General features: G+C 46.5%; 15 protein-coding genes and 1 pseudogene. All 16 read left to right on the top strand.

Annotated features, from left to right (window positions below):
• Window positions 1–8 precede the first annotated feature (8 nt).
• The 16 genes and pseudogenes from BN8899_RS12750 to BN8899_RS12815 all read left to right on the top strand — a co-directional run bounded on the left by BN8899_RS12750 (window position 9) and on the right by BN8899_RS12815 (window position 20919).
• Window positions 9–3431, top strand: coding sequence for a SusC/RagA family TonB-linked outer membrane protein (locus BN8899_RS12750; RefSeq protein ID WP_065219716.1), 3423 nt, complete (start codon window positions 9–11; stop codon window positions 3429–3431).
• Window positions 3432–3449: 18 nt separating this feature from the next.
• The gene (locus BN8899_RS21150; RefSeq protein WP_231932344.1) at window positions 3450–4706 is read left to right on the top strand and encodes a RagB/SusD family nutrient uptake outer membrane protein; all 1257 of its coding nucleotides are present in this window, start codon (window positions 3450–3452) and stop codon (window positions 4704–4706) included.
• Complete coding sequence (locus BN8899_RS21155) at window positions 4707–5420, top strand: RagB/SusD family nutrient uptake outer membrane protein (RefSeq protein WP_231932345.1); 714 nt, start codon at window positions 4707–4709, stop codon at window positions 5418–5420.
• Window positions 5421–5451: 31 nt separating this feature from the next.
• Entirely contained in the window at window positions 5452–5622 is a 171-nt protein-coding gene (locus BN8899_RS20780) for a hypothetical protein (protein ID WP_157237429.1), read from the top strand.
• On the top strand, window positions 5619–6782 hold the full coding sequence (locus tag BN8899_RS12760) for a hypothetical protein (protein ID WP_065219717.1): 1164 nt from the start codon (window positions 5619–5621) through the stop codon (window positions 6780–6782). Before BN8899_RS20780 ends, BN8899_RS12760 begins: the two co-directional genes overlap by 4 nt.
• Window positions 6782–8326, top strand: a complete 1545-nt coding sequence (locus BN8899_RS12765; protein ID WP_065219718.1) for a DUF4998 domain-containing protein — start codon at window positions 6782–6784, stop codon at window positions 8324–8326. Before BN8899_RS12760 ends, BN8899_RS12765 begins: the two co-directional genes overlap by 1 nt.
• Before the next feature lie 151 nt (window positions 8327–8477).
• Window positions 8478–9389 (top strand): PD-(D/E)XK nuclease family transposase, encoded by a 912-nt coding sequence (locus BN8899_RS12770; protein WP_018337144.1) that lies wholly within the window; start codon window positions 8478–8480, stop codon window positions 9387–9389.
• Between the two features lie 277 nt (window positions 9390–9666).
• Window positions 9667–10993 (top strand): annotated as a pseudogene (locus tag BN8899_RS12775) (ATP-binding protein).
• A gap of 127 nt (window positions 10994–11120) precedes the next feature.
• Complete coding sequence (locus tag BN8899_RS12780) at window positions 11121–11300, top strand: hypothetical protein (protein WP_065219719.1); 180 nt, start codon at window positions 11121–11123, stop codon at window positions 11298–11300.
• Between the two features lie 8 nt (window positions 11301–11308).
• Window positions 11309–12070, top strand: coding sequence for an energy transducer TonB (locus tag BN8899_RS12785; protein WP_065219720.1), 762 nt, complete (start codon window positions 11309–11311; stop codon window positions 12068–12070).
• A gap of 52 nt (window positions 12071–12122) precedes the next feature.
• Complete coding sequence (locus BN8899_RS12790; RefSeq protein ID WP_148375421.1) at window positions 12123–12824, top strand: ComF family protein; 702 nt, start codon at window positions 12123–12125, stop codon at window positions 12822–12824.
• 81 nt (window positions 12825–12905) lie between these two features.
• Window positions 12906–14822: an Ig-like domain-containing domain gene (locus tag BN8899_RS12795; protein WP_018337141.1), complete on the top strand. Its 1917-nt coding sequence runs from the start codon at window positions 12906–12908 to the stop codon at window positions 14820–14822.
• Window positions 14819–15580, top strand: coding sequence for a DUF3108 domain-containing protein (locus tag BN8899_RS12800; protein WP_018337140.1), 762 nt, complete (start codon window positions 14819–14821; stop codon window positions 15578–15580). Before BN8899_RS12795 ends, BN8899_RS12800 begins: the two co-directional genes overlap by 4 nt.
• 40 nt (window positions 15581–15620) lie before the next feature.
• The gene (locus tag BN8899_RS12805; RefSeq protein WP_051082685.1) at window positions 15621–16661 is read left to right on the top strand and encodes a DUF4837 family protein; all 1041 of its coding nucleotides are present in this window, start codon (window positions 15621–15623) and stop codon (window positions 16659–16661) included.
• 3 nt (window positions 16662–16664) lie between these two features.
• On the top strand, window positions 16665–17822 hold the full coding sequence (locus BN8899_RS12810) for an exo-beta-N-acetylmuramidase NamZ family protein (protein WP_065219721.1): 1158 nt from the start codon (window positions 16665–16667) through the stop codon (window positions 17820–17822).
• A gap of 22 nt (window positions 17823–17844) precedes the next feature.
• A complete protein-coding gene (locus BN8899_RS12815; RefSeq protein ID WP_065219722.1) occupies window positions 17845–20919 on the top strand; it encodes an AsmA family protein in 3075 nt (1024 codons plus the stop codon).
• The last annotated feature ends 10 nt before the right edge of the window (window positions 20920–20929 follow it).

The raw sequence follows: 20929 nt of genomic DNA on the forward strand, positions 1-20929 counted from the left end.
ACAAATCTATGAAAAAAAGACTGAAGACAAAAGTTTTTTTAGAACTTTCGTGCGCGTTTCTTTTTTTAGGCGTGTCACTTTTTAGTTCGACATCGCTTTTTGCCCAGCAGAAGGAGGCGAAAGTGATATCGGTTGATTTTAAAGACGTGAGTGTGTTGCGCGCGTTGCACGAGATTAACCGGTTGAGTGGGGATCTTTTGAGTTTCCAAGAAGAAGTCGTGATGAAGGAAACCAAGAAGATCACGTTGAAACGGGAGAAAACCGCTGTGATCGAGGTGGTCAGAGCTTGTTTGGAAGGCACGGGCTTGCAATGTTCGGAACAGGCGAACGGGAGGATCCTGATCGGTGCCAAACAGGTATCGAAGTTGATCGAGGTGAGCGGTCGCGTAACCGACGAGAAAGGAAACCCGATTGCCGGAGCCACAGTGTTGATCCAGGGAACTACGCGGGGTGTCGCTTCCGACGCGGAAGGGCGTTACGTGATTAACGTGTTGCCGACTGATGCTTTGCGGTTTTCATTTATCGGTTACGAGCCGCGTGTCGTGGAGGTGAAGGGCAAAACGAAATTGAACGTTTCGTTGAATCCTACTGCCGAGAATATCGAGGAGGTGACGGTGGTTGCCTTCGGGGAACAGAAGAAGGAGAGCGTGGTGTCGGCCATCACGAGCGTGGATACCCGGACCTTGAAATCTTCCAGTAGCGACTTGACGACTCAGTTTGCCGGTAGGATTCCGGGAATGATCGCTTGGCAGACGGGAGGGCTTCCCGCCGCTTTGACGGAGGAGGAGATGAATACCAAGTTTTACATCCGGGGTATCACTTCTTTCCAAAGCGATGCGAATATCGACCCCTTGATCCTGATTGACGGGGTGGAATCTTCCAAGTTGGATTTATCCCGAATCCCGGTAGAGGACATCGAGAGTTTTAACGTGATGAAGGATGCCTCGGCGACCGCTATGTACGGTGCCCGTGGTGCAAACGGGGTGATTTTGATCACCACCAAAAAGGGGGAAGAAGGTTCCGTTTATACCTCTGTGCGTTACGAGGTGGTGGCTTCCAGTGCGACCAAGAAGATTGATGTGGTGGATCCCGTTACCTATATGAAGATGTACAACGAGGCGTTGCTTGCCCGGAACCCGGATGCCATGCCGCAGTATAGTTTGGAACGTATTGAACGGACGGGATCGAAGAATTATCCCTCTTGGGTTTACCCGGCGAATGATTGGTACAAGATATTGTTCAATGACTATTCCGTCAACCATCGTGCAGGATTGAATATTAGGGGAGGTTCGAGGGTAATACAATATTACACTTCCATCAATTATACTTATGACGAGGGAATGTTGAAAACCGATAAGTTGAACCAGTTTGACTGTAATATCAAAAACCATGCTTTCACGTTCCGAACCAATTTAAATATCGACTTGAATGCTGGAATCAAATTGTTGATCAATTCTTCTGCATCGCTCGATAAATACCACGGTCCGAGATGCGATGTAAGCCAGGCATACGGGATGGCGTTTCAAGCGTCACCGGTTGATTTCGCACCGACGTATCCGGGGGATAAGGATTCTTCCTGGCCACATATCCGTTTTGGAAGTCTTACCGATAGAACCATTAATCCCTATTTGGAAATCCAAAAGGGATACAACGAGCGTAGCCGTTACTCGGCAACGATCCGTGCCGAATACATCCACAATCTTTCCTCCTTGTTGAAAGGCTTGGAGTTGCGCGGGATCGTGGCGATGCAGAAGACCGGTTATTACGTGAATCCCTTGGAAACGAAACCCTTCCGTTATTCGTTGACGAATTATGATTTCGAGACCGGAGAACATAAATTGCAGGCACTGAACCCGGATGATGCGCGGCGTACGTTACAGACACCGTTTAATTATGATCAACGGCCTAGTGTGCAAACGACACAGATGAATTATGAGTTGCGCGGGTTGCACACGGCGGCTTGGGATGAACACCAGACGAGTCTGACGGCAGTACTCTCTTTACAGGAGAATTCTTCTTCCGGAGCAGACGATGTATTGGAATCTTTGCCGCATCGGAACGTGAGTTTCTCCATGCGCGGGACCTACGGGTTTAAGGGCCGCTATTTTGTGGAAGCCAGTTTCGGGTATAACGGCTCCGAGCGATTTGACAAGAAACACCAGTGGGGATTTTTCCCGGCAGTCGGAGGTGCTTGGGTTGCTTCGAAGGAGCCGTTTATGCAGGGCATTTCCCAATGGATTTCTTTTTTGAAATTCCGACTTTCTTGGGGACAGGTGGGGAATGACGGTGTGATCTCTTCTCCGCGTTACGCATACCTTCCAAATATTTCGTATTACCAAGATAAGTCACCGAAACCTGATGGTTATTATGTGAAGCGTTATTATGTGAAATCTTATGCAAATAGTAAGATTTCTTGGGAGATTGCTGATCAAGTGAATTTGGGTATCGAGTTGAAGTTGTTCGGGGGTATCTTTGAGGTGAATGCTGATATCTATCAGGAGATCCGTAAGAACATTCTCGATTATCGCACCACGGTACCGGCAACCATGGGGTTGGAGAAGTTCCAGTTGGCGAACATGGGACGGGTGCGTTCCCGTGGAGTTGATCTTTCGGGAAAGATCCAACATGCTTTCAGCCCTGATTTCTGGGTGATATTGAATGGAACCTTTACCTACAACAAGGCGATTTACCAGGAGATTGACGAAGCTCCCAATAAACCGGCATGGCAGTTGAGGAAAGGGCACGAGATTTCGCAAGCGATCGGGTATATTGCGGAAGGGCTGTTCCGTGACCAGGCGGAGATTGACCACTCGCCGCAGCAGGGAGGAAATGTGATGCCGGGGGATATCCGTTATCGCGATTTAAACAACGATGGGGTGATAGACGTGAACGATGCCACGTATATCGGCTTCCCGGAAACGCCGCGCACGATTTACGGGTTGAGTGCGTTTGTTTCCTATAAAAACGTGGAGTTCAATATGGCTTTCCAGGGTTCGGGGAAACGGGGATTCTTCCTGAATCCGATGCAAATCAATCCTTTTGAGGGTGACCGGGCGATGTTGAAAGAGATTTACGAAGACCACTGGAGCGAGAGCAATATGGCAAGGCGTCCTTTTTGGCCGCGGCTTTCCACGTCGGCAATTAGCGAGCACAATCCGCAAGAGGATTGGTATTCGGGAGCGGAGGTGCGGAAAAGTACCTATTTTATGCGCGAGTGTAAGTTTTTGCGTTGCACAGCCATTGAATTGGCTTATAATTTGCCCGCACATTGGCGAGAAAAGATGAAGCTGGGAACGTTCAAACTGTTCGCACGGGTGAATAATCCTTTCATTATTACCGATTTCAAGACATGGGATCCCGAGTTGGGCGAGAGCGGGTTTAATTACCCAATACAACGTACGTTCTCGTTTGGTGTGAATGTCAGTTTTTAATTTTTAAACGATTGAACGATGAAACATATATTACTTATTTTGTGTTCTGTCACTTGGCTATTCGGTTGTTCCAATTACTTGGACGTGGTGCCGGAAAGGGATATTGAGACGATAGAGTCTATTTTTGAATTGCGTGCGAATGCTGATACATGGTTGGAGGGCGTATATGCAGGAGTAATGAAGCAGGTTGCTCATTTTGAGCGTAATCCGGCGTTTTTCGGGGCGGACGAAACCATCATGTGCGATGTTTTCCGGAATGAAAAGGATGGAGATAGAAGTGCGTATAACGGACTCTTTATCGCAGAGGGGCTGCAAATGTCGCAAGAACCTTACGGAAACTTGTGGGATGATAATTTGAATAGTACAAATGCTATTGCCTTGTGCTCGCATTATGAATCTATCCGCAATGTAAACGTATTCCTGGAGCATATTGATGGCGTGTACAATATGGAGGAGCGGGAGAAACGGGAATGGAAAGCCGAAATGCTGGCGTTGAAAGCGTTTCTCTATTTTGACTTGGTGCGTCATTACGGACCTATCGCATTGGTGCCGAAGAATATATCGGTAGAGACGAGCGTGCCGGACATGGCTGTCGATCGGGTACACGTGGATACCTGTTTTCGGGAAATTGTGCGCTTGTTAGATGAGGCGGAACCGAACTTGTTGTTAAAAAGCGAGAAGTCTTCCGTGCGGTATGCGTACTTCACCAAAGAAGCGGCGTTGGTGCTCAAGGCAAAAGTGTTGCTTTATGCGGCATCCCCACTATTCAACGGGAACGAATATTATGCGAATTTTAAAGGAAAAAACGGAGAGCCGTTGTTCAGTAGCGAGTACGATCCCGAGAAATGGCGTTTGGCAGCGGAGGCTGCCGACCGGGCGGTGGAGGTGTGTGAAGCGGGACAGCATAAATTGTACGATGGAACGGCGAGCGAGGGATCCGTCCTCTTGAACACCATGTATGATTTGTCGCATAGCGTGCTTTCCCAGTTCGACAATCCCGAGATGATTTTGGAGTGGAAGGAGGTAGTTCGAAATTCTGACTGGTACTATCATTATTTGGTATTGCCTCGCTTGTCTTCTTCCGACCAGCATTATAATCAAAGGGCCAAGGGGGGGATATGTCCCACGATCAAAATGGTCGAGATGTATTATACGGAAAACGGTTTGCCGATAGACGTCGACAACACGTGGAATTACAGCGGACGCTACCAGATGGCTCAGGAGTCCAGCCCCCGTTACACTAACGTGGTGCCCCTGAAGACGGATGTGTTGTAGTTGCATTTGCGCCGCGAACCCCGTTTTTACGCAAGTATCGCCGCCGACCGGACGATTTGGCAACGAGGTCCCCGGGGAGCCTACACGCGGAATGATTTGCTCGTAGAGGCGTACAAGGGAGAACGGTTCGGTACGACGTTGGATGTTATTTCCAGCCGAGAATACCAGAATATTACCGGCTACTGGTTGAAAAAGAATCTTTATCCAGAGCAGGTAACGAGGACTTATTCAGCAGGTAACAATAAAACAATTCCTTTAATTCGGATGGCGGAACTGTATTTGATGCAGGCAGAGGCATGGAATGAATACGAGGGACCGAGCCAAAAGGTGTATGATGCCATCAATGTAGTCCGTGAACGTGCTGGAATCCCGGATGTGGTGACGGCTTGGAAATCCTACTCGAAGGATCCGGGACGTGTAGATTCGAAGGAAGGCATGCGTGATATTATCCGGCGGGAAACGAATATCGAATTGGCTTTCGAGGGACAACGTTTTTGGAATTTGCGCCGTTGGAAAATCGCCCATGAGGTGTTGAACGAGAAACAGTACGGGTGGAATATATTAGGAGAAGATGCCCAGTCGTTCTACAATAATTTTAATGGTCCCGTGGAGGTTTGGAGTCGGGGAAAGTTCACCGCTCTGCGTGATTACCTGTTCCCGATCAAGGCGGAGGAAGTTTTGATTTCCGGGGTGGTTCAGAATCCGGGGTGGTAAAATGAAAGAGAAATAATTAAAAATTTAGATCATGAAATATACTTTATTTTTGACGATTATATTCGTCGCTTTTTTCGCTTGTCAAGATGACGACTCGCATTTCGACGTGACGCCGTCGGAAGAAATGATTCGCTCTGTCACACCTTTGCCGGGAGGGGCGATACTCCCCGCTTGCCGGAGAACAACCGGATATATGCCATGAACGTGCGCTATAAGGATGCACACGAGCAAGAGGTGTTGAAAACAAGCGGCTTCGGTAGCGATTCGCTTGTGCTAGATGGTTTTAATGAGGCCCGCAAGGGAGTGAAGGCTCGGGTGACTTTTACTGATCCTAAAGGCATGGAGTCTACCTTTATGGAGATTACTTTCGACACGGAGGATTCCGCTCCATATGCTTTCTTTGAAAAGGCGGAGATTGTTCCTTCCTGGGGTGGTTTCCAGATGATTTACGAGGCACCTGGGAAGGTGGACGGTATGGTACATATTTATTATTTGGGGATAAACCCTATGACCAAGCAGATGGATACGCTTTTTTTGAAAAGTTCTCCGATTATGAAGGGTGGTGATACGCTTTCTTTCGAATTAAAACAGGAATCGGCGGAAAACACGGTCATCGTGCGTACGCAAGATTATTGCGGCTACCGGGTGAAACAGAAAGTATGGGAACATGTCGTGTCGTATGTTGCTGACAAGATGGATCCGAAAGATTTTGAATTTCAAGATGTATGTAATCTTTCGATCACCAATGAGGCGGAAGCTACCGGGGTGGAATACCTGTTCGACGGGGACACGAAAGGGACTCGTCGCAAAATATCAACAAAGAATTTTGAAAACTTCACCTTTCTTGCCGGGCCTCACGCCGTTGGGGCGCCTTTTATTGTAGATATGAAGGAGGGAAAAATTCCTGCGAAGTTGCGTATGTACGGGATTATATGGACCGGTGAATTCTTCTCTAATGATGCGTGGGGAGAGGGCGAGTTAGGAGGGATCTGGAAAACAGCATGTATGAACAAATTACCTTGCGTCGTGAGCGTATACGGGAGCAATGATGGTGACCCGGATGCTTCGTCGTGGGTGAAGTTGGGTAAATTCGAGCAAGATCCTTATGCTGACATCGAAGATCGTTGGTGCAGCCGTTGTGAACGAAATTACAATATATGGTATGAAACGTTGGAAGAACTGGAAGAGGTGGATCCGGCTTATTTGGAGGTTGTGATTCCCGCTTCGGAAAAAAGATACCGTTATCTGAAGATTGTGGTGGAAGATGTGTTTAATAGTACAGATCCTGATATGGAAGGAGATAATCGGGATGAATACGTGACCATGCACGAGTTGGAAATTTACGTGAAAAAAGAGTTGTAATGATGAAAATGAAAAAATATATCATGGGCTTGCTGGCAGCGGGAGTGTTTGCGGCAGGTTGCGGTGAGAGTTTGGAGGACACGTATAGCAATATGGCAGGCGACGGTGCGATACGTTATCTGAACAATTGTACCGATATCAAGGTGATTCCCGGGTGGGAGCGATTGCGTTTGGAATGGAATAACAGCCAAGATGTTTTAGTGGACAGTATCAAGGTGACTTGGGCGGTGTCGGATGTGAAACACGATACGTTGCTGGATGCTGCGGTTTCTGCCGTAGACCTATTGCATTTGAAAGACGGGGCATACGCCATTGACGTGTGTACGATAGGAAAAGACAAAAGCCAATCGTTGGTGGAAACCGTGTATGGTCGTCCCTACACGGAGGCGCACGAAGTGGCACGCACCTTCACAAATGTGGTGACAAAGTTCTATAAGATGGAAGCCAAGAATGCGTTGTTGTTGTTCATGGACAATTGGAATGACCGTATTTTAGATGTTCAAATGCATTACACAAACACTGATGGGGAAGAGGTGGATTATCCTCTGACGAAGGCAGAATTTGATCAAAAACACATCACGTTGGAGGAGGTGAATTGCCGTTTGCCCATCACGATCTCGCGTGTGGGACAGATCGAGGGATGTCCTGATGTGATTCATTTCACACCGATCGAGTTGGGAGATCAACGTAATTTTGCGACGGACTTCAAAACGGCCTTGGAAAGACGATACGGGATTTCAGATCAGACCGAGGCTGGAAAGGCTGCGTTCGAGCATTTTATCGATACCGTACGGACATTGGAATTTGATTACGATATGAACACGTTCGAGGATGTCCTTTTGTGTCCCAGTTTGGAAAAAATCGTGTTGGGGAAAAATCGTTTCTTGAATGCCGTGTATCCTTCCGGCTATGATGCCAGTGTTTTGGAAGATGTGGACCGGAGTGTGTTGGTGTTGAATGAGGCAAATCGTTTGACGGGTTTGAAGGTGGAGCGTTATAACAACCATTATTTCACGGATGCCGGATTGTTGAATCCGGGGGTGTTGATTGAGATGGGAGAAACCGAGATGCCTGCTTTGAATCCTGCCGGATTGGTAGTTGACAAAGTGGAATGTTCCTTGGAGGAAGCTATCGACTGGGATTCTAACTTGAACGGATTGGTGGATGACGACCCGACCACGGAGTGGATGCCAATCGAGGGTAGTGTGGCAACCACCGGTATTCGGGATTACGAGATCACGATTACTTACAAGGAAGCGAAGAGGGTGAGCGGTTTCAAAGTGGTGCAAGCTCGCAAGACAGGAACCAACCAGTATATGCTGCCGGAGTTGATCAAGATTCAGGTTTCCGAAGACGGGATCGTTTGGAAGAATGCGCTTTACTTGAACGAGTGGGTCTTAGGGAAAGGTGTCGGGGAAACGACGTTAATTCCCATGGCAGAGCCCCGGGAGATTCGCTATGTGAAGGTGATCGTGAATGACCAGGTGCGTGCGTCAAACGGGTATAGCTCTATCGCTATCGCGGATGTGATTCCGTATAATTGAAAAAATTAGTTGTAGTGTGCTTGGAGGCTGTGTCACAATGTTGGCACAGCTTCTATTGTTTTCGAGTGCCTTGTTTAAACATGTTTCTCCTTGCGGTGATAACGGAATAGGAAAAAAATTGTATCTTTGCTTTTAGTAAAACACGACAGGTATGGCAAATTATATTCGTTTTGATTGGGCGATGAAGCGCCTGCTCCGCGACAAGGCAAACTTCTCTGTACTGGAAGGACTTATGACCACGCTTATGGGGGAGAAAATCACGATCTGCAAGCTACTGGAAAGCGAGAGTAACCAAGAAAGCGAGTTTGACAAGTACAACCGGGTGGATTTGCTTGCAGAGGACAGCAAGGGCACCTTGTTATTATTCGAGATACAGAATAACACGGAATACGCTTATTTTCAACGAATGCTTTTCGGAACCTCGAAACTGGTCACGGAATATATAAATCGAGGGGGTGGATACGACGATATCCGTAAAATTTATAGCATCAACATCGTTTATTTCAACTTGGGATGCGGCACTGATTTCGTGTACCATGGTAAAACGGAATTCCGCGGGTTACACAACAACGAGTTGTTGCGCCTTTCACCGTTTCAACGCCAAAGATTCGAGGTAGACGAGGTTAGCCAACTTTACCCGGAATATTATATCCTGCGGGTAAACGATTTCAACAGGTGGTCGAAAGTACCCCTGGAGCAATGGATTTACTTCCTGAACACGGGCGAAATTCCAGACGACGCAACAGCCCCGGGACTTCAAGAAGCACGGGCACGCTTGCAACTCGACAAACTCAGCAAAGCGGAGCTGGAAGCCTATTACCGTCACCTGGATAACGTGGTAATTCTGCGGAGCAACATTTACACGGAACGAGAGGAGGGACGACTGGAAGGGCGACTAGAAGGACGACTAGAAGGACGGATGGAAGGATTGGAGGAAGGGCTGGAAAAAGGCGAGAAAAAGAAAGCGTTGGACATTGCCCGGAAATTGAAATCAAAAGGAATGTTCGCGGCAGATATTTCAGATCTTACCGGGCTGCCAATTGATGAGATTAATGAATTATGATGTGATATATGATCCGCTATTTTAACTAACGATATGGACTCCGACCCCGAAGAAATCATCGCGATATACCGCCAGTGATGGGAAATAGATGTCATTCATTGATATGGCATACCTGACTTCTCCGACATTCAGGGTGTCGGAGAACTTTAAATTGCACTTATTTGCTGATAAATCAATAAAAACCATGGATTTCTTGCACGAATGATAATTTTATTTGTACTTTTGTATTATCGTAATAATCGTTACGGTAATGGATATTACGATAAAACTTATAGGTGTGAGATTTTTTGATAGAGAACAAGAGTTTGAAAGGCTTAAAGAAATTGAGGAAGTGTCTCATGAAGTAGCCCAATTTACCATCATTACGGGAAGACGTCAGTCTTGGTAAGACTGAGATGATCAAAAAGTTTTATGAGAACAAGACAATGCTTTACTTTTTTGTCGCTCGTAAAGCGGAAGCCGATCTATGCGATATATTCATAGACGAGATTCGCACAAAACTCAACATACCCATGCTTGACAGCAAGGGGATGTCTTTTGCAGCGATATTTAAATTCATCATGGAATTGTCGCAGACACAGCATATCAACCTTTTTATTGATGAGTTTCAGGATTTCTATAGAGTAAATCCATCTATTTATTCCGATATGCAAAACATATGGGATAGCTATAAGAACAAGGCCCGCATTAACCTGATTGTAGCAGGCTCTGTGAACACCTTGATGAATAAGATATTCAAGGAAAAGAAGCAACCGCTATTTGGCAGACAAACAGCTACAATGCATGTTCGACCTTTCAAACCTTCAGTTCTTAAAGAAATCATGTCTGAATATTGCCCCGGCTATAAGAAGTCTGACTTGTTAGCTCTTTATACGTTGACAGGTGGAGTGGCAAAGTATGTAGAGTTGTTTATCGACAGGAAAAAGTTTACCGCAAAGAAGATGTTGGATATGTTCTTTGAACGGGATTCCTATTTTCTGCCGGAGGGCAAGAATATGCTTGTAGATGAATTTGGCAAAGATTATGGTATCTATTTCTCGATTCTGACACTTATTGCTCAAGGTAAAAATACACGTTCGGAACTGGAGAGTGCTCTCAATATAAAAGAACTGTCAGGTTACTTGAAGAATCTAAGTGAAGAGTATGGTTTGATAAGTAAGATGCAGCCTATTTATGAGAAGTCAAGCAATAAGAATGTACATTATGCCATCAACGACCAGTTCTTGAAATTCTGGTTCCGGTTTATATACAAATATACGCATATTATCGAGGCTGGCGGTAATGATAGGTTGAGAGCGATAGCAGAGCGTGACTTTTCAACGGTGAGCGGGAAATCTCTTGAACATTACTTTAATGAAGTACTGAAAGAATCGGGAGCATACACTCGCCTTGGATATTGGCATGACCGAAAAGGCGAAAACGAGATTGATATTGTTGCCGAGGATGAGTTTGATAACAAGATTGAATTTATTGAGGTTAAACGACAAGCGAAAAACTTTGATAAAAATGTTTTAAAGGGGAAATCTGAATTGTTCTTCAAAGCCGTTGGTTCTTTTAAGGGGTACGATATTATTTATAGAGGACTATCTATAGAGGATATGTAAATTCCCTTTTGAACTAAGCATATTCGCTCTATTGTTTTCACGAGCCTTGTTTAACTATGTTTCTTCTTGCGGTGATAACGGAATAGGAAAAAAATTGTATCTTTGCTTGTAGTAAAACACGACAGGTATGGCAAATTATATTCGTTTTGATTGGGCGATGAAGCGCCTGCTCCGCGACAAGGCAAACTTCTCTGTACTGGAAGGACTTATGACCACGCTTATGGGGGAGAAAATCACGATCTGCAAGTTACTGGAAAGCGAGAGTAACCAAGAAAGCGAGTCAATTGATGAGATTAATGAATTATGATGTGATATATGATCAAGTATGTTGCGAAGAGAGTTTGCCTGCAGTGGCTGGATGAACACCGCCACGGGGTGATGGGGACGGTGATTTTTCACTTGGTGCTGGCGATTTGCTTGGTGAGTATGGGGATTTCGCGGTTGGAGAATCACGTGGAGATGGAGATCGAGTTGGATATGCCGGAGCCGGAGATCGTGCAACAACAGCAGGAGGAGATGAAGAAGAAAGAAGAAATCGCCCGACAGGCGGCGGATGAGGAGGTGAGCAGGATGTTGCGCTCGATGGCGGTGAACGAGGATGTGGTGAAAAGGAGTGAGGCGACGGAGCCTCACGAGCGGATTGAGGAGTATATTAACGAGATACAGGAGGAATTGCGGGGAGATTACGGGGATCGTTACAAGGCGGAGAAGAATAAACATTTCAAGGAGGATAGTGTCCGGTTTAAAAAAGATCAGCAACAACGGATGTTGGATTCGTTGCAATCCACGGTGTACGTGGGGAAGAGTAGCGTGTCGTATAATATCAAGGGACGTTACAAAACGTATTTGCCTATCCCGGTTTACAAGTGTGAATTCGGGGGGAAGGTGGTTGTTGCCGTGGTGGTCAACCCAAGGGGACGGGTGGTGAAGGCTGAAGTGATGGATAAAGATTCCGACACGGATAGTAATTTGCGTGAGGTGGCGGTGGAAGCGGCGTTGCGTTCGGAATTTAACGCGGAAGCCAAAGCGCCGGAGAGACAGACGGGGACGATTACTTATAATTTCGTGAAACAATGAAGGGAATTGGGGATTTACGATTTATGATTTACGATTGAAAGATTTTGGATTTGTGATCAAGAGGTTTTGGGTGATATTTTTGGATTATTTGCGGTCGGGGATCGGATTGTTGTTTCCGAGGCTTTGCGTGGTGTGTGGTGATGTGTTGGTACGTGGAGAACGGTTCATGTGCTCAGGGTGTTTGTGTCGGATGCCGTTGAACGAGGGGGCGGATGAAGGAGCGGACGAGAAAATGAAGGAGATTGTGGGGGCGGAGAATATATTTTGGTTGTTTACTTACAACCGGGAGAGTGATTTTCATCGATTAATATATGCTATAAAATACAAGTCCCGGCGAGAATTGGGAGTTTGGGCGGGACAAATGCTGGGGACGAGGATTGGCGCGGGACACGAGATCGATTGTGTTGTCCCGGTACCGTTGCATCCGGCACGGGAAAAGGAGCGGGGATTCAATCAGTCTTTGGCGATTGGCACGGGGATTGCAGAGGAATTAGGGATAAAGGTTGTGCCGGATGTGCTGGAACGGGTGGTGAATACTTGTTCGCAGACGGGATTGAACCGGGAGGAGCGAGCCGATAATGTGAAGAAGGCGTTCACCTTGAAAGATGCCGGGCGGTTGCGAGGGTGCCACGTGTTGTTGGTGGATGATGTGCTCACGAGTGGTGCCACCACGAGGGCTTGTTTAGCCGAGTTGCGGAAAGTGGAAGGGGTAAGGTGCAGTGTCGCTTGTCTCGGTAAAGCCGGTAAAATCTAAAAAACTGAAATCTTAAATTTAAAATTGAAAGGATTTTAGCTTTTTTTCCCTAGTTTTGTAAGGTTAATATTTGGAAGAGCTATGAATAAGATTTTTTGGAATGGATTCTGTTTTGTTGCAGTTGTTACAGCGTTGGTTATTTATGCTTGCGCGAACCGGGGATACCCGGAAGGTGGGGAGAAGGACACGACTCCGCCCAAGGTAATCAAGGAGGTTCCGGAATCATTCTCAACGAATTTCAAAGGAAAGTATATAGATATATATTTCAACGAGTACGTACAGCTCAAGGAGATTAACAATAAATTCGTGATGTCGCCCCCGGCGAAGAAGAAGGCGAGGGTCAGTTTGCGGGGAAAATACGTGCGGGTGACTTTTCAGGACTCGTTGAAGCCTGAAACGACATACACTTTGGATTTCGCGGATGCCATCGTGGATAATAACGAGGCGAACCCGTTAGGTTTTTATCGTTACGTGTTTTCCACGGGACCACAATTGGATTCCATGGAATTGTCGGGACAGGTGATCGATATGGAATCGCAGTTGCCCGTGTTGGGGGCTATGGTGTTGTTCTACGAGAATCACGCGGATTCGGCGGCAATATCGGAATTGCCGAACTACGTGGCTCGGACGGATAGCGCGGGAATGTTCCGGGTGACGAATATCAAGAACACGACTTACCGGGTGTTGGCTATCGACGATGCAAACCGGGATAATAAGTTTTTGCCCGAGGAGGAGAAAGTCGGTTTTATTGACTCGTTGGTGACAACCGTATCATTCCCCATGGTCGTGTATGATACGATACATCCGGATACGATGGTCGTGGAAGGACGCCGGACGAAAAAAGGGATGGAGTTGAAGGTGTTGTCGAAAGACACGATTGTGCGAAGGGATTACACGGCTTTCGGACCAAGTAATTTGTTTATCCCGATGTTCAACGAGGAGAAGACTCAATTATATTTGGTGGATAAAGACCGCAAGGAGAGGGAACGGTTGGATTTTATATTCAGTATTCCCGCGGATAACCAGTTGAACGTGCGTTTGCGCGGGGTACATTTGCTGGACAAGGAAGATCAAGGCGATTGGTTTATCGAAGAACGTTCGGCAGGACGGGACACGATACAGTTGTGGATAAAGGACTCGTTAGTGTACAAGATTGACTCGTTGACCGCTTTCGCAACTTATTTACGTACGGATTCTCTCGGGAAACGGGAACTTTTTGTTGACACGACTCGTTTCTATTTCAAGGATAAACCGGAACCCAAGGGTAAACGTAAGAAAGATCAGGACTCGATCCCGGAGATCAAGTTTATGGAAGTGAATGTCGGGGTTGGCGGAACGGTTGATTTGAACAAGGGTATCCGATTCGAGTTTGACCGACCGATACGAGAGGAAGGGTTGAAGAATATCCAGTTGTTCGAGAAGGTGGACACGATATGGACACCGACCGACTTCACGATGAAACACGATAGTTTGAAGATTCGCAGGTACGAGTTGGAGAAGAAGTGGAAACCGGAAACCGAGTATATGCTGACGGTCGATTCTATGGGAATATATAGTATCTATGGGCTATATAACAACAAGATCGAGAAAACGTTCAAGACGAAGGCAGAAGAGGAGTACGGGAAGATTTTCGTGCAGGTGAAGAACGCCGAAACTCCGGTGATTATCCAGCTTTACCAGGGAGATAAGGATGTGAAAGTTTTGGACGAGAGATGGATAGACAAGGACGGAAAGGTAACGTTCGATTACCTGAACGAGGGAAAATATATGATCCGGGGAATCATTGACCGGAACGGTAACAAGAAATGGGATACGGGTAATTACATGAAGCGTATTCAGCCCGAGGAAATAAAATATCTGCCCGTGGAAATTAATTTAAAGAAAAATTTCGATGTAGAGCAGGAATTTGACGCGAGCAAAACGTATAAGAGAGAAGACCCGAGTAAAAAGAAGAATGTAGACAACAAGGATAACAGGAGAAATAGAAGCAATAGATGAGAATAATTATACTGATATTGACCTTATTCGTTAGCCTGCCTGCCATTTCGCAGAGGAAGCTGCCCAATGTAATAGAGAAACTGACTTACAGGGGATATTACAATTGGGGCTTTATCTGGATAAATGCCGGTACGGTGGAGATGTCCGTGAAGTCTTCCGACAAGTACCCGGATGCAGAAGAGGTGTTTGCCGTGGGATATTCCAGTCCCTCATGGGATTGGGTGTTCAAGTTGCGCGATACATTGATTTCCCACCACGATAGCGTGACGTATATGCCTTACGAGTTTTCCCGGAAAGCTCACGAGGGGAATTATCACAAGACGTTCGACTACGTGTGGGATTATGACAGTAACCGGATTCTTGCCGATATCCATAAAATCGGGAAATATCAGCGCAAGGATACGATCGCTTTGCAACCGGACACGTATAATATGCTGTCCGTGGCATGGAGAGCCCGGGAACTGGATTTTGACAAGTACAAGAAGGGGGATATGATCCCGATACGCATATTGCTGGACGATAAGATATACGATTTGTATATCCGTTATCTCGGGTTGGAAAAGGTGAAGACAGATAGCGGGCGCAGGCAGTGTTACGTGTTTTCGCCCCTGCTTGTTGCCGGGGATGTATTCAAAGGCGGGGAGAATATGAAGGTATGGGTAAGTAACGACGAGTACAGGATTCCCGTGATGGTCGAGGCAAAGATTCTCGTGGGTTCGGTGAAGGGAATTTTGGACGAGGCAAACAGTAAATTTTAGTGATTTGTGATTTAGTGATTTACGATTAAGTGATTGGTTTATGATAAGACGTTCATTTTCAATTTTCAATGTTCAATTTTCAATTGTATTGGCATTGTTTCTTGCGCTGGGTTCTTGTAAGAATACCACGAAGAATTTAATACCTGCTGTGTCAGGTAAGATTAATCAGGTATTGGTGATTGCCGAGAAGAACGTGTGGGACGGTCCCGTCGGTGATACGATAAAGGCTTTCTTCGGGCAGGAGCAGGATGGCTTGCCGCAGGCAGAGCCGATCATGGATGTGCTGAACTTACCCGAGATATATTTTGACAAAAATATGAAGGGACACCGGAACGTGTTGCAAGTCAGGATTTCCCCGACCGTCGATTCCTCGTACGTGCAGTACGTGGATAGCCCGTGGGCAAAGACGCAGAAGTTTATCAAAATTGTTGCCCCGAATAACAAAAAGGCGATACAGTTGTTCGAGGAAAACAAATTGAAGATATTGGGTATTTACGCGAAAGCGGAGCGGGATAGATTGGTTTCTATTTACAAGAGAACGGCGGATACGCGTATTTTTAATTTGTTCAAGAAGAAGTACGATATGTTGTTGTATTGTCCGACCGGGTATTACGTCAATAAAGATACCACGGATTTCGTCTGGATTTCGAGCGAAACGCAGAAGGATAGTAAGGGTATTATCTTCTTCACGGAAAAGTACGAGGACGAGAGTCAGTTTAATCATGTCATTATCGTGGATCGAGTGAACGAGGAGTTGCAAAAGTATATTCCTGGACCTCGGAATGGATCGTATATGGCGCTGGACACCGAGATCCCTTATACTTTCGTGCAATACCAGTACAACGGGCATTATGCCATGCTGCTACGGGGATTGTGGACTGTTGTTAATGATTTCATGGCAGGACCTTTCGTGTTGAACGTGGTGTTGGACGAGGAACATCAACGGGTGATCTACATGATGGGATACGTTTATTACCCGAATGAGAAGAAGCGGGATATGATAAAACAAGTGGAAGCTATACTGAACACGATGGTAATCGATTTCCAGGAAAAGGATCAGAAGCAGGAAACAAAGAAATAGTCGATGAAATATTTGATTTTAATTTTAGTGATAGCATCCGCATGTACGGATGCTATTTCCGTGAATATTCGGAATGGGATTGAGTGTTACGAGACGTATCAGAATTTGCTGTTAGACAAGAAAGTCGGTGTAGTGGCAAATCATACGTCGCGTGTGGGAGAACAACATGGTGTTGATTTCTTGCGGGCACAAGGTGTGGATGTTCTTCGGGTTTTTGCGCCTGAACATGGTTTCCGGGGAACGGCTGATGCCGGAGAGACGGTTAAGAACCACACGGATGCGGCTACCGGTTTGCCTATCGTGTCACTTTACGGGAAGAATAAGAAGCCTCAACCTGCTGATTTGAAAGATATCGAGGTGATGGTTTTTGATATACAGGATGTTGGTGTTCGTTTCTATACTTATTTGTCGACGTTACATTACGTGATGGAGGCTTGTGCCGAACAGGGAATACCGTTGGTGGTGATGGATCGGCCGAACCCGAATGCTTTCTACGTGGATGGTCCCGTGCTGGAAAAGGAGTGCGTGTCTTTCGTGGGGATGCATCCCGTGCCTGTGGTGTACGGGATGACGATAGGCGAGTACGCGAAAATGATTAATGGAGAGGGATGGTTGAAGGGGCAAGTGAAGTGTGATTTGACCGTTGTCCCCTGCGAGGGATGGAAACGGGAGCAACCCGTGGCTTTGCCTGATGCTCCTTCCCCGAATCTGCCGGATTCGGTTTCCGTGATGCTTTACCCGTCGACTTGTTTTTTCGAGGGTACGGCAGTCAACGAGGGACGGGGTACGTTGCGTCCTTTTCAAGTATTCGGGCATCCCGACTTGAAGGATATGCCGTATAGTTATGTTCCCCGACCGATCAAGGGAATGAGTATGACCCCGAAATGTGCCGGAAAGACTTGCCACGGAATGGATTTGGAAGGTGAATACGGCACTATATTAGGAATGAAACGATTGAATTTGGTGTGGTTATTGCTGGCTTACGAGAAGTACGAGGGGAAGGAGCCATTTTTTAATGCCTTGTTTGATAAACTCGTGGGAAATACCCGTGTGCGGCAACAGATCACGGAAGGAAAGACAGAAGAAGAAATTCGTGCGGGTTGGCGGGAAGATGTGGCTAAGTTTATGGGAGTAAGGGAAAAATATTTAATATACGATTAATTATTTTCAATTTTCAATTGCTATGTGGCGTTTTTTGAAGTATTTTTTGATTACGGTGTTAGTTGTTGTCGTGTTGGTTTGCACGACAGTCGGAATCGTGTTGAATTTTATTTTTACCCCGGAGAAGTTGACTCCCGTGGTGGAGAAGACGGCGAACGAGTTGTTGAATGCAGAGGTGCATTTCGATTCGATAGAATTGACGTTCTTTTCCACGTTTCCGAATTTCGGGTTGGAAATCCGAAACGGAAGCGTGGTGACAAAAGTGTTCCAGGACACGACGCTTGGGGAGAATGTCTACTCGAAGACGGATTCCCTGATGAGTTTCGAGTTGTGTCGTCTGACGATAAATCCCATGGATTATTTAGCCAAAAAAGATATTGTAGTCAAAGAATTGCGAATAGAAAAACCTCGTATATATGCTTATATTAATCAGGAGGGGATGCCGGCTTGGGATGTGATGCGAACGGTGGAAGCGGACACGTTGACGGTGGAGGCGGATACGACCTCGGAAAGCCTGTTTGAGGGGATCGATATCAAGAATATTCGTGTGGAGGACGGTTATTTGGTTTTCGATGACCGAGCGAATCAGCTTTATGCCCGTGTGGAAGGTTTCGGGCTAAAGATTGACGGGGATTTTTCGGGGCGTAAGGCAAATTTGCAATTGGGGATGAAGGCGAAAAATTTGTTGTTGTGGCAAGAAGGAAATTTACTGGTTAAGCGTTTGGCATTCGGTGTTCAGACCGGAATGCATCTGGATCGGGATTCTTCGCTCTACGTGTTGGATCGGGCTGTCATGAACGTGAACGGTATAAAATTCGGTGTCGGGGGACAATTACGAGGGGATACGTTAAATCGACAGTTGGCAGTAGACTTGACTTTCGGGATGAAGATTCCGTCGTTGAAAACACTGCTTGATCTGGTGCCGGAAACTATCTTGAAAAGAGATGACAAGGCGGAAATCGCCGGAGAAGTTTCATGTAAAGGCACTTTGAAAGGAATATACGGGAAAGACCGGGTGCCCGTGTTGGAAGCCCGTTTCCGGGTTCGTGACGGGGCGGCTAAATATACCGGGATGCCATACGCTTTGGAGAAACTGGACGTGGATATAGAGGGATTGGTCGATTTGCAGAAAGAAAAGGCTTCGTTCGTGCAGGTGAATCGTTTGTGCATGAAAGGGACTGACGTGGACGTGGATATAGAGGGACGTGTGGATGAGTTAATCACGAATCCACGGGTGGATGCAAAGATAAAAGCAGATGTGAATTTTTCTATTCTGCCAAAGATATTCCCGCTGGAGGAAGGGGTGACGATGAAGGGAAGTTTGAGTGCGGCCCTGAGAACTCATATTTTGTTGGCTGACGTGAAAAACAAGAACTACGGGAAGTTGGATATCCGGGGAGGATGTCGTCTGCACGACGTGTTATTGGCGAGCGAGAAAGATAGTTTGTCCTTACGCTCGAAATCCGTGGGATTGGGTTTCGGGACGAATATGGAGGATTCGACGATCATGCAGGGAAAGAATTTGTTGAACGGGATATTCGGTTTTGACAGCGTGGATATTAAATGGAAAGAGGCGCTGGTGTTTCATATGGATACTTCTTACGTGAAGGTGAAGACCTCACCGTTGCGGGATACTACTGCCGTGGCATCTATGTCCGCCGATGTCAAGATCGGGTGGATAGACCTTACCGTGGGAGATTCTGTGCGATTCCGAATGGGAAATAGTAAAGTGAGTGCTGCTTTGGCTCCCTCGCCGGGGAACAAGAAATTGCCTCTTGTGACGGCACGAATCGACATGGATAGTTTGCGAATACGGGCTAAAGGAAATCGGTTGCGTCTGGCTTTTGCCGGATTTAACTTGTCCGCGGTGCCGGGCAAGAAAGACGTGCGACCGTGGGAAGTGAACGGGATACTCGGTTTCAGGGATTTGCGTATGTACACGCCCATGTTCCCGTTGCGTATGCGTATGCCCGGAACGAAAATTACATTGACACCGGGACATATCAAGCTGAATGGGGCGAAGTTGCGGATGGGAAAATCCGACGTGTTGCTGACCGGGGAGGTGTATAATCTTGCCGGGGCATTCTTACGGCAAGAGGAACTGTCTGCGAATCTAAGAGTGAAGTCGAACATGATCGATTGCAACCAGTTGATGAAGGCAATGGAGGTCGGGGAGGCAAACCGGATGAATATGAAATGGGGCATGGACGAGGAGTTGAGCGAGGAGGAATTGTCGGATGTCAATCTGGCTGCTGATTCTACTTACGTGGCGGACTCCACGATGTCTGTGTTTGTCGTTCCCCCGGGTATTGATTTCAGGTTTGAAACGGATATAAACCGGGTGCTGTACGGGAAGTTGATATTGGATAGTATTCATGGCGAGGTGGCAATGAAGAATCAGTGTATAGAGCTTGCCGATTTGAGAATGCGTTCCATGGCGGCAGACGTGAAGACGACGATGTTGTACCGGGCGTCATCGCCGGATAGGGCGTATGCCGGGTTTGACCTGCAGTTGGATGATATACACGTCGGTTCTTTGATTGATTTTATGCCCGCGTTGGATTCGATCGTGCCGATGTTGCGGTCATTTGACGGATTGGTAGATTTTCATATGGCGGCAGAAACCGAGATGGATTCAGCGATGATGATTGATTTGCCGACATTGCGGGCTGCCGCTTATATCGACGGGAAGAATCTGGTATTGATGGATGGAGAGACTTTCTCTGAAATTTCGAAAATGTTGATGTTCAAAAATAAGGAACGTAATCTGATTGATAGCGTATCCGTGGATTTCACGATAAAGAACAGCATGATCGAGATATTCCCTTTTATGGTGGAAATGGATCGTTATAAGGTGGCTGTCGGGGGACAACACCATATAGATATGACTTTCAATTATCATGTATCTTTGCTGAAATCCCCGATTCCTTTTCGTGCGGGAGTGGATATATCCGGTTCATTGGAGAAAATGAAGTTCCGTATCACGAAGGCGAAGTACAAGGATCTGTTTATCCCTTCCCGCAAGGCGAAAGTGGATAGCGCACAGATTAACGTGCGTAAACGGATTCGGGAGGTTTTGCAGACAGCGAGAAAATGATGAACTTTGC

Source organism: Butyricimonas sp. Marseille-P2440, from assembly GCF_900091675.1.
Taxonomy (GTDB): domain Bacteria; phylum Bacteroidota; class Bacteroidia; order Bacteroidales; family Marinifilaceae; genus Butyricimonas; species Butyricimonas synergistica.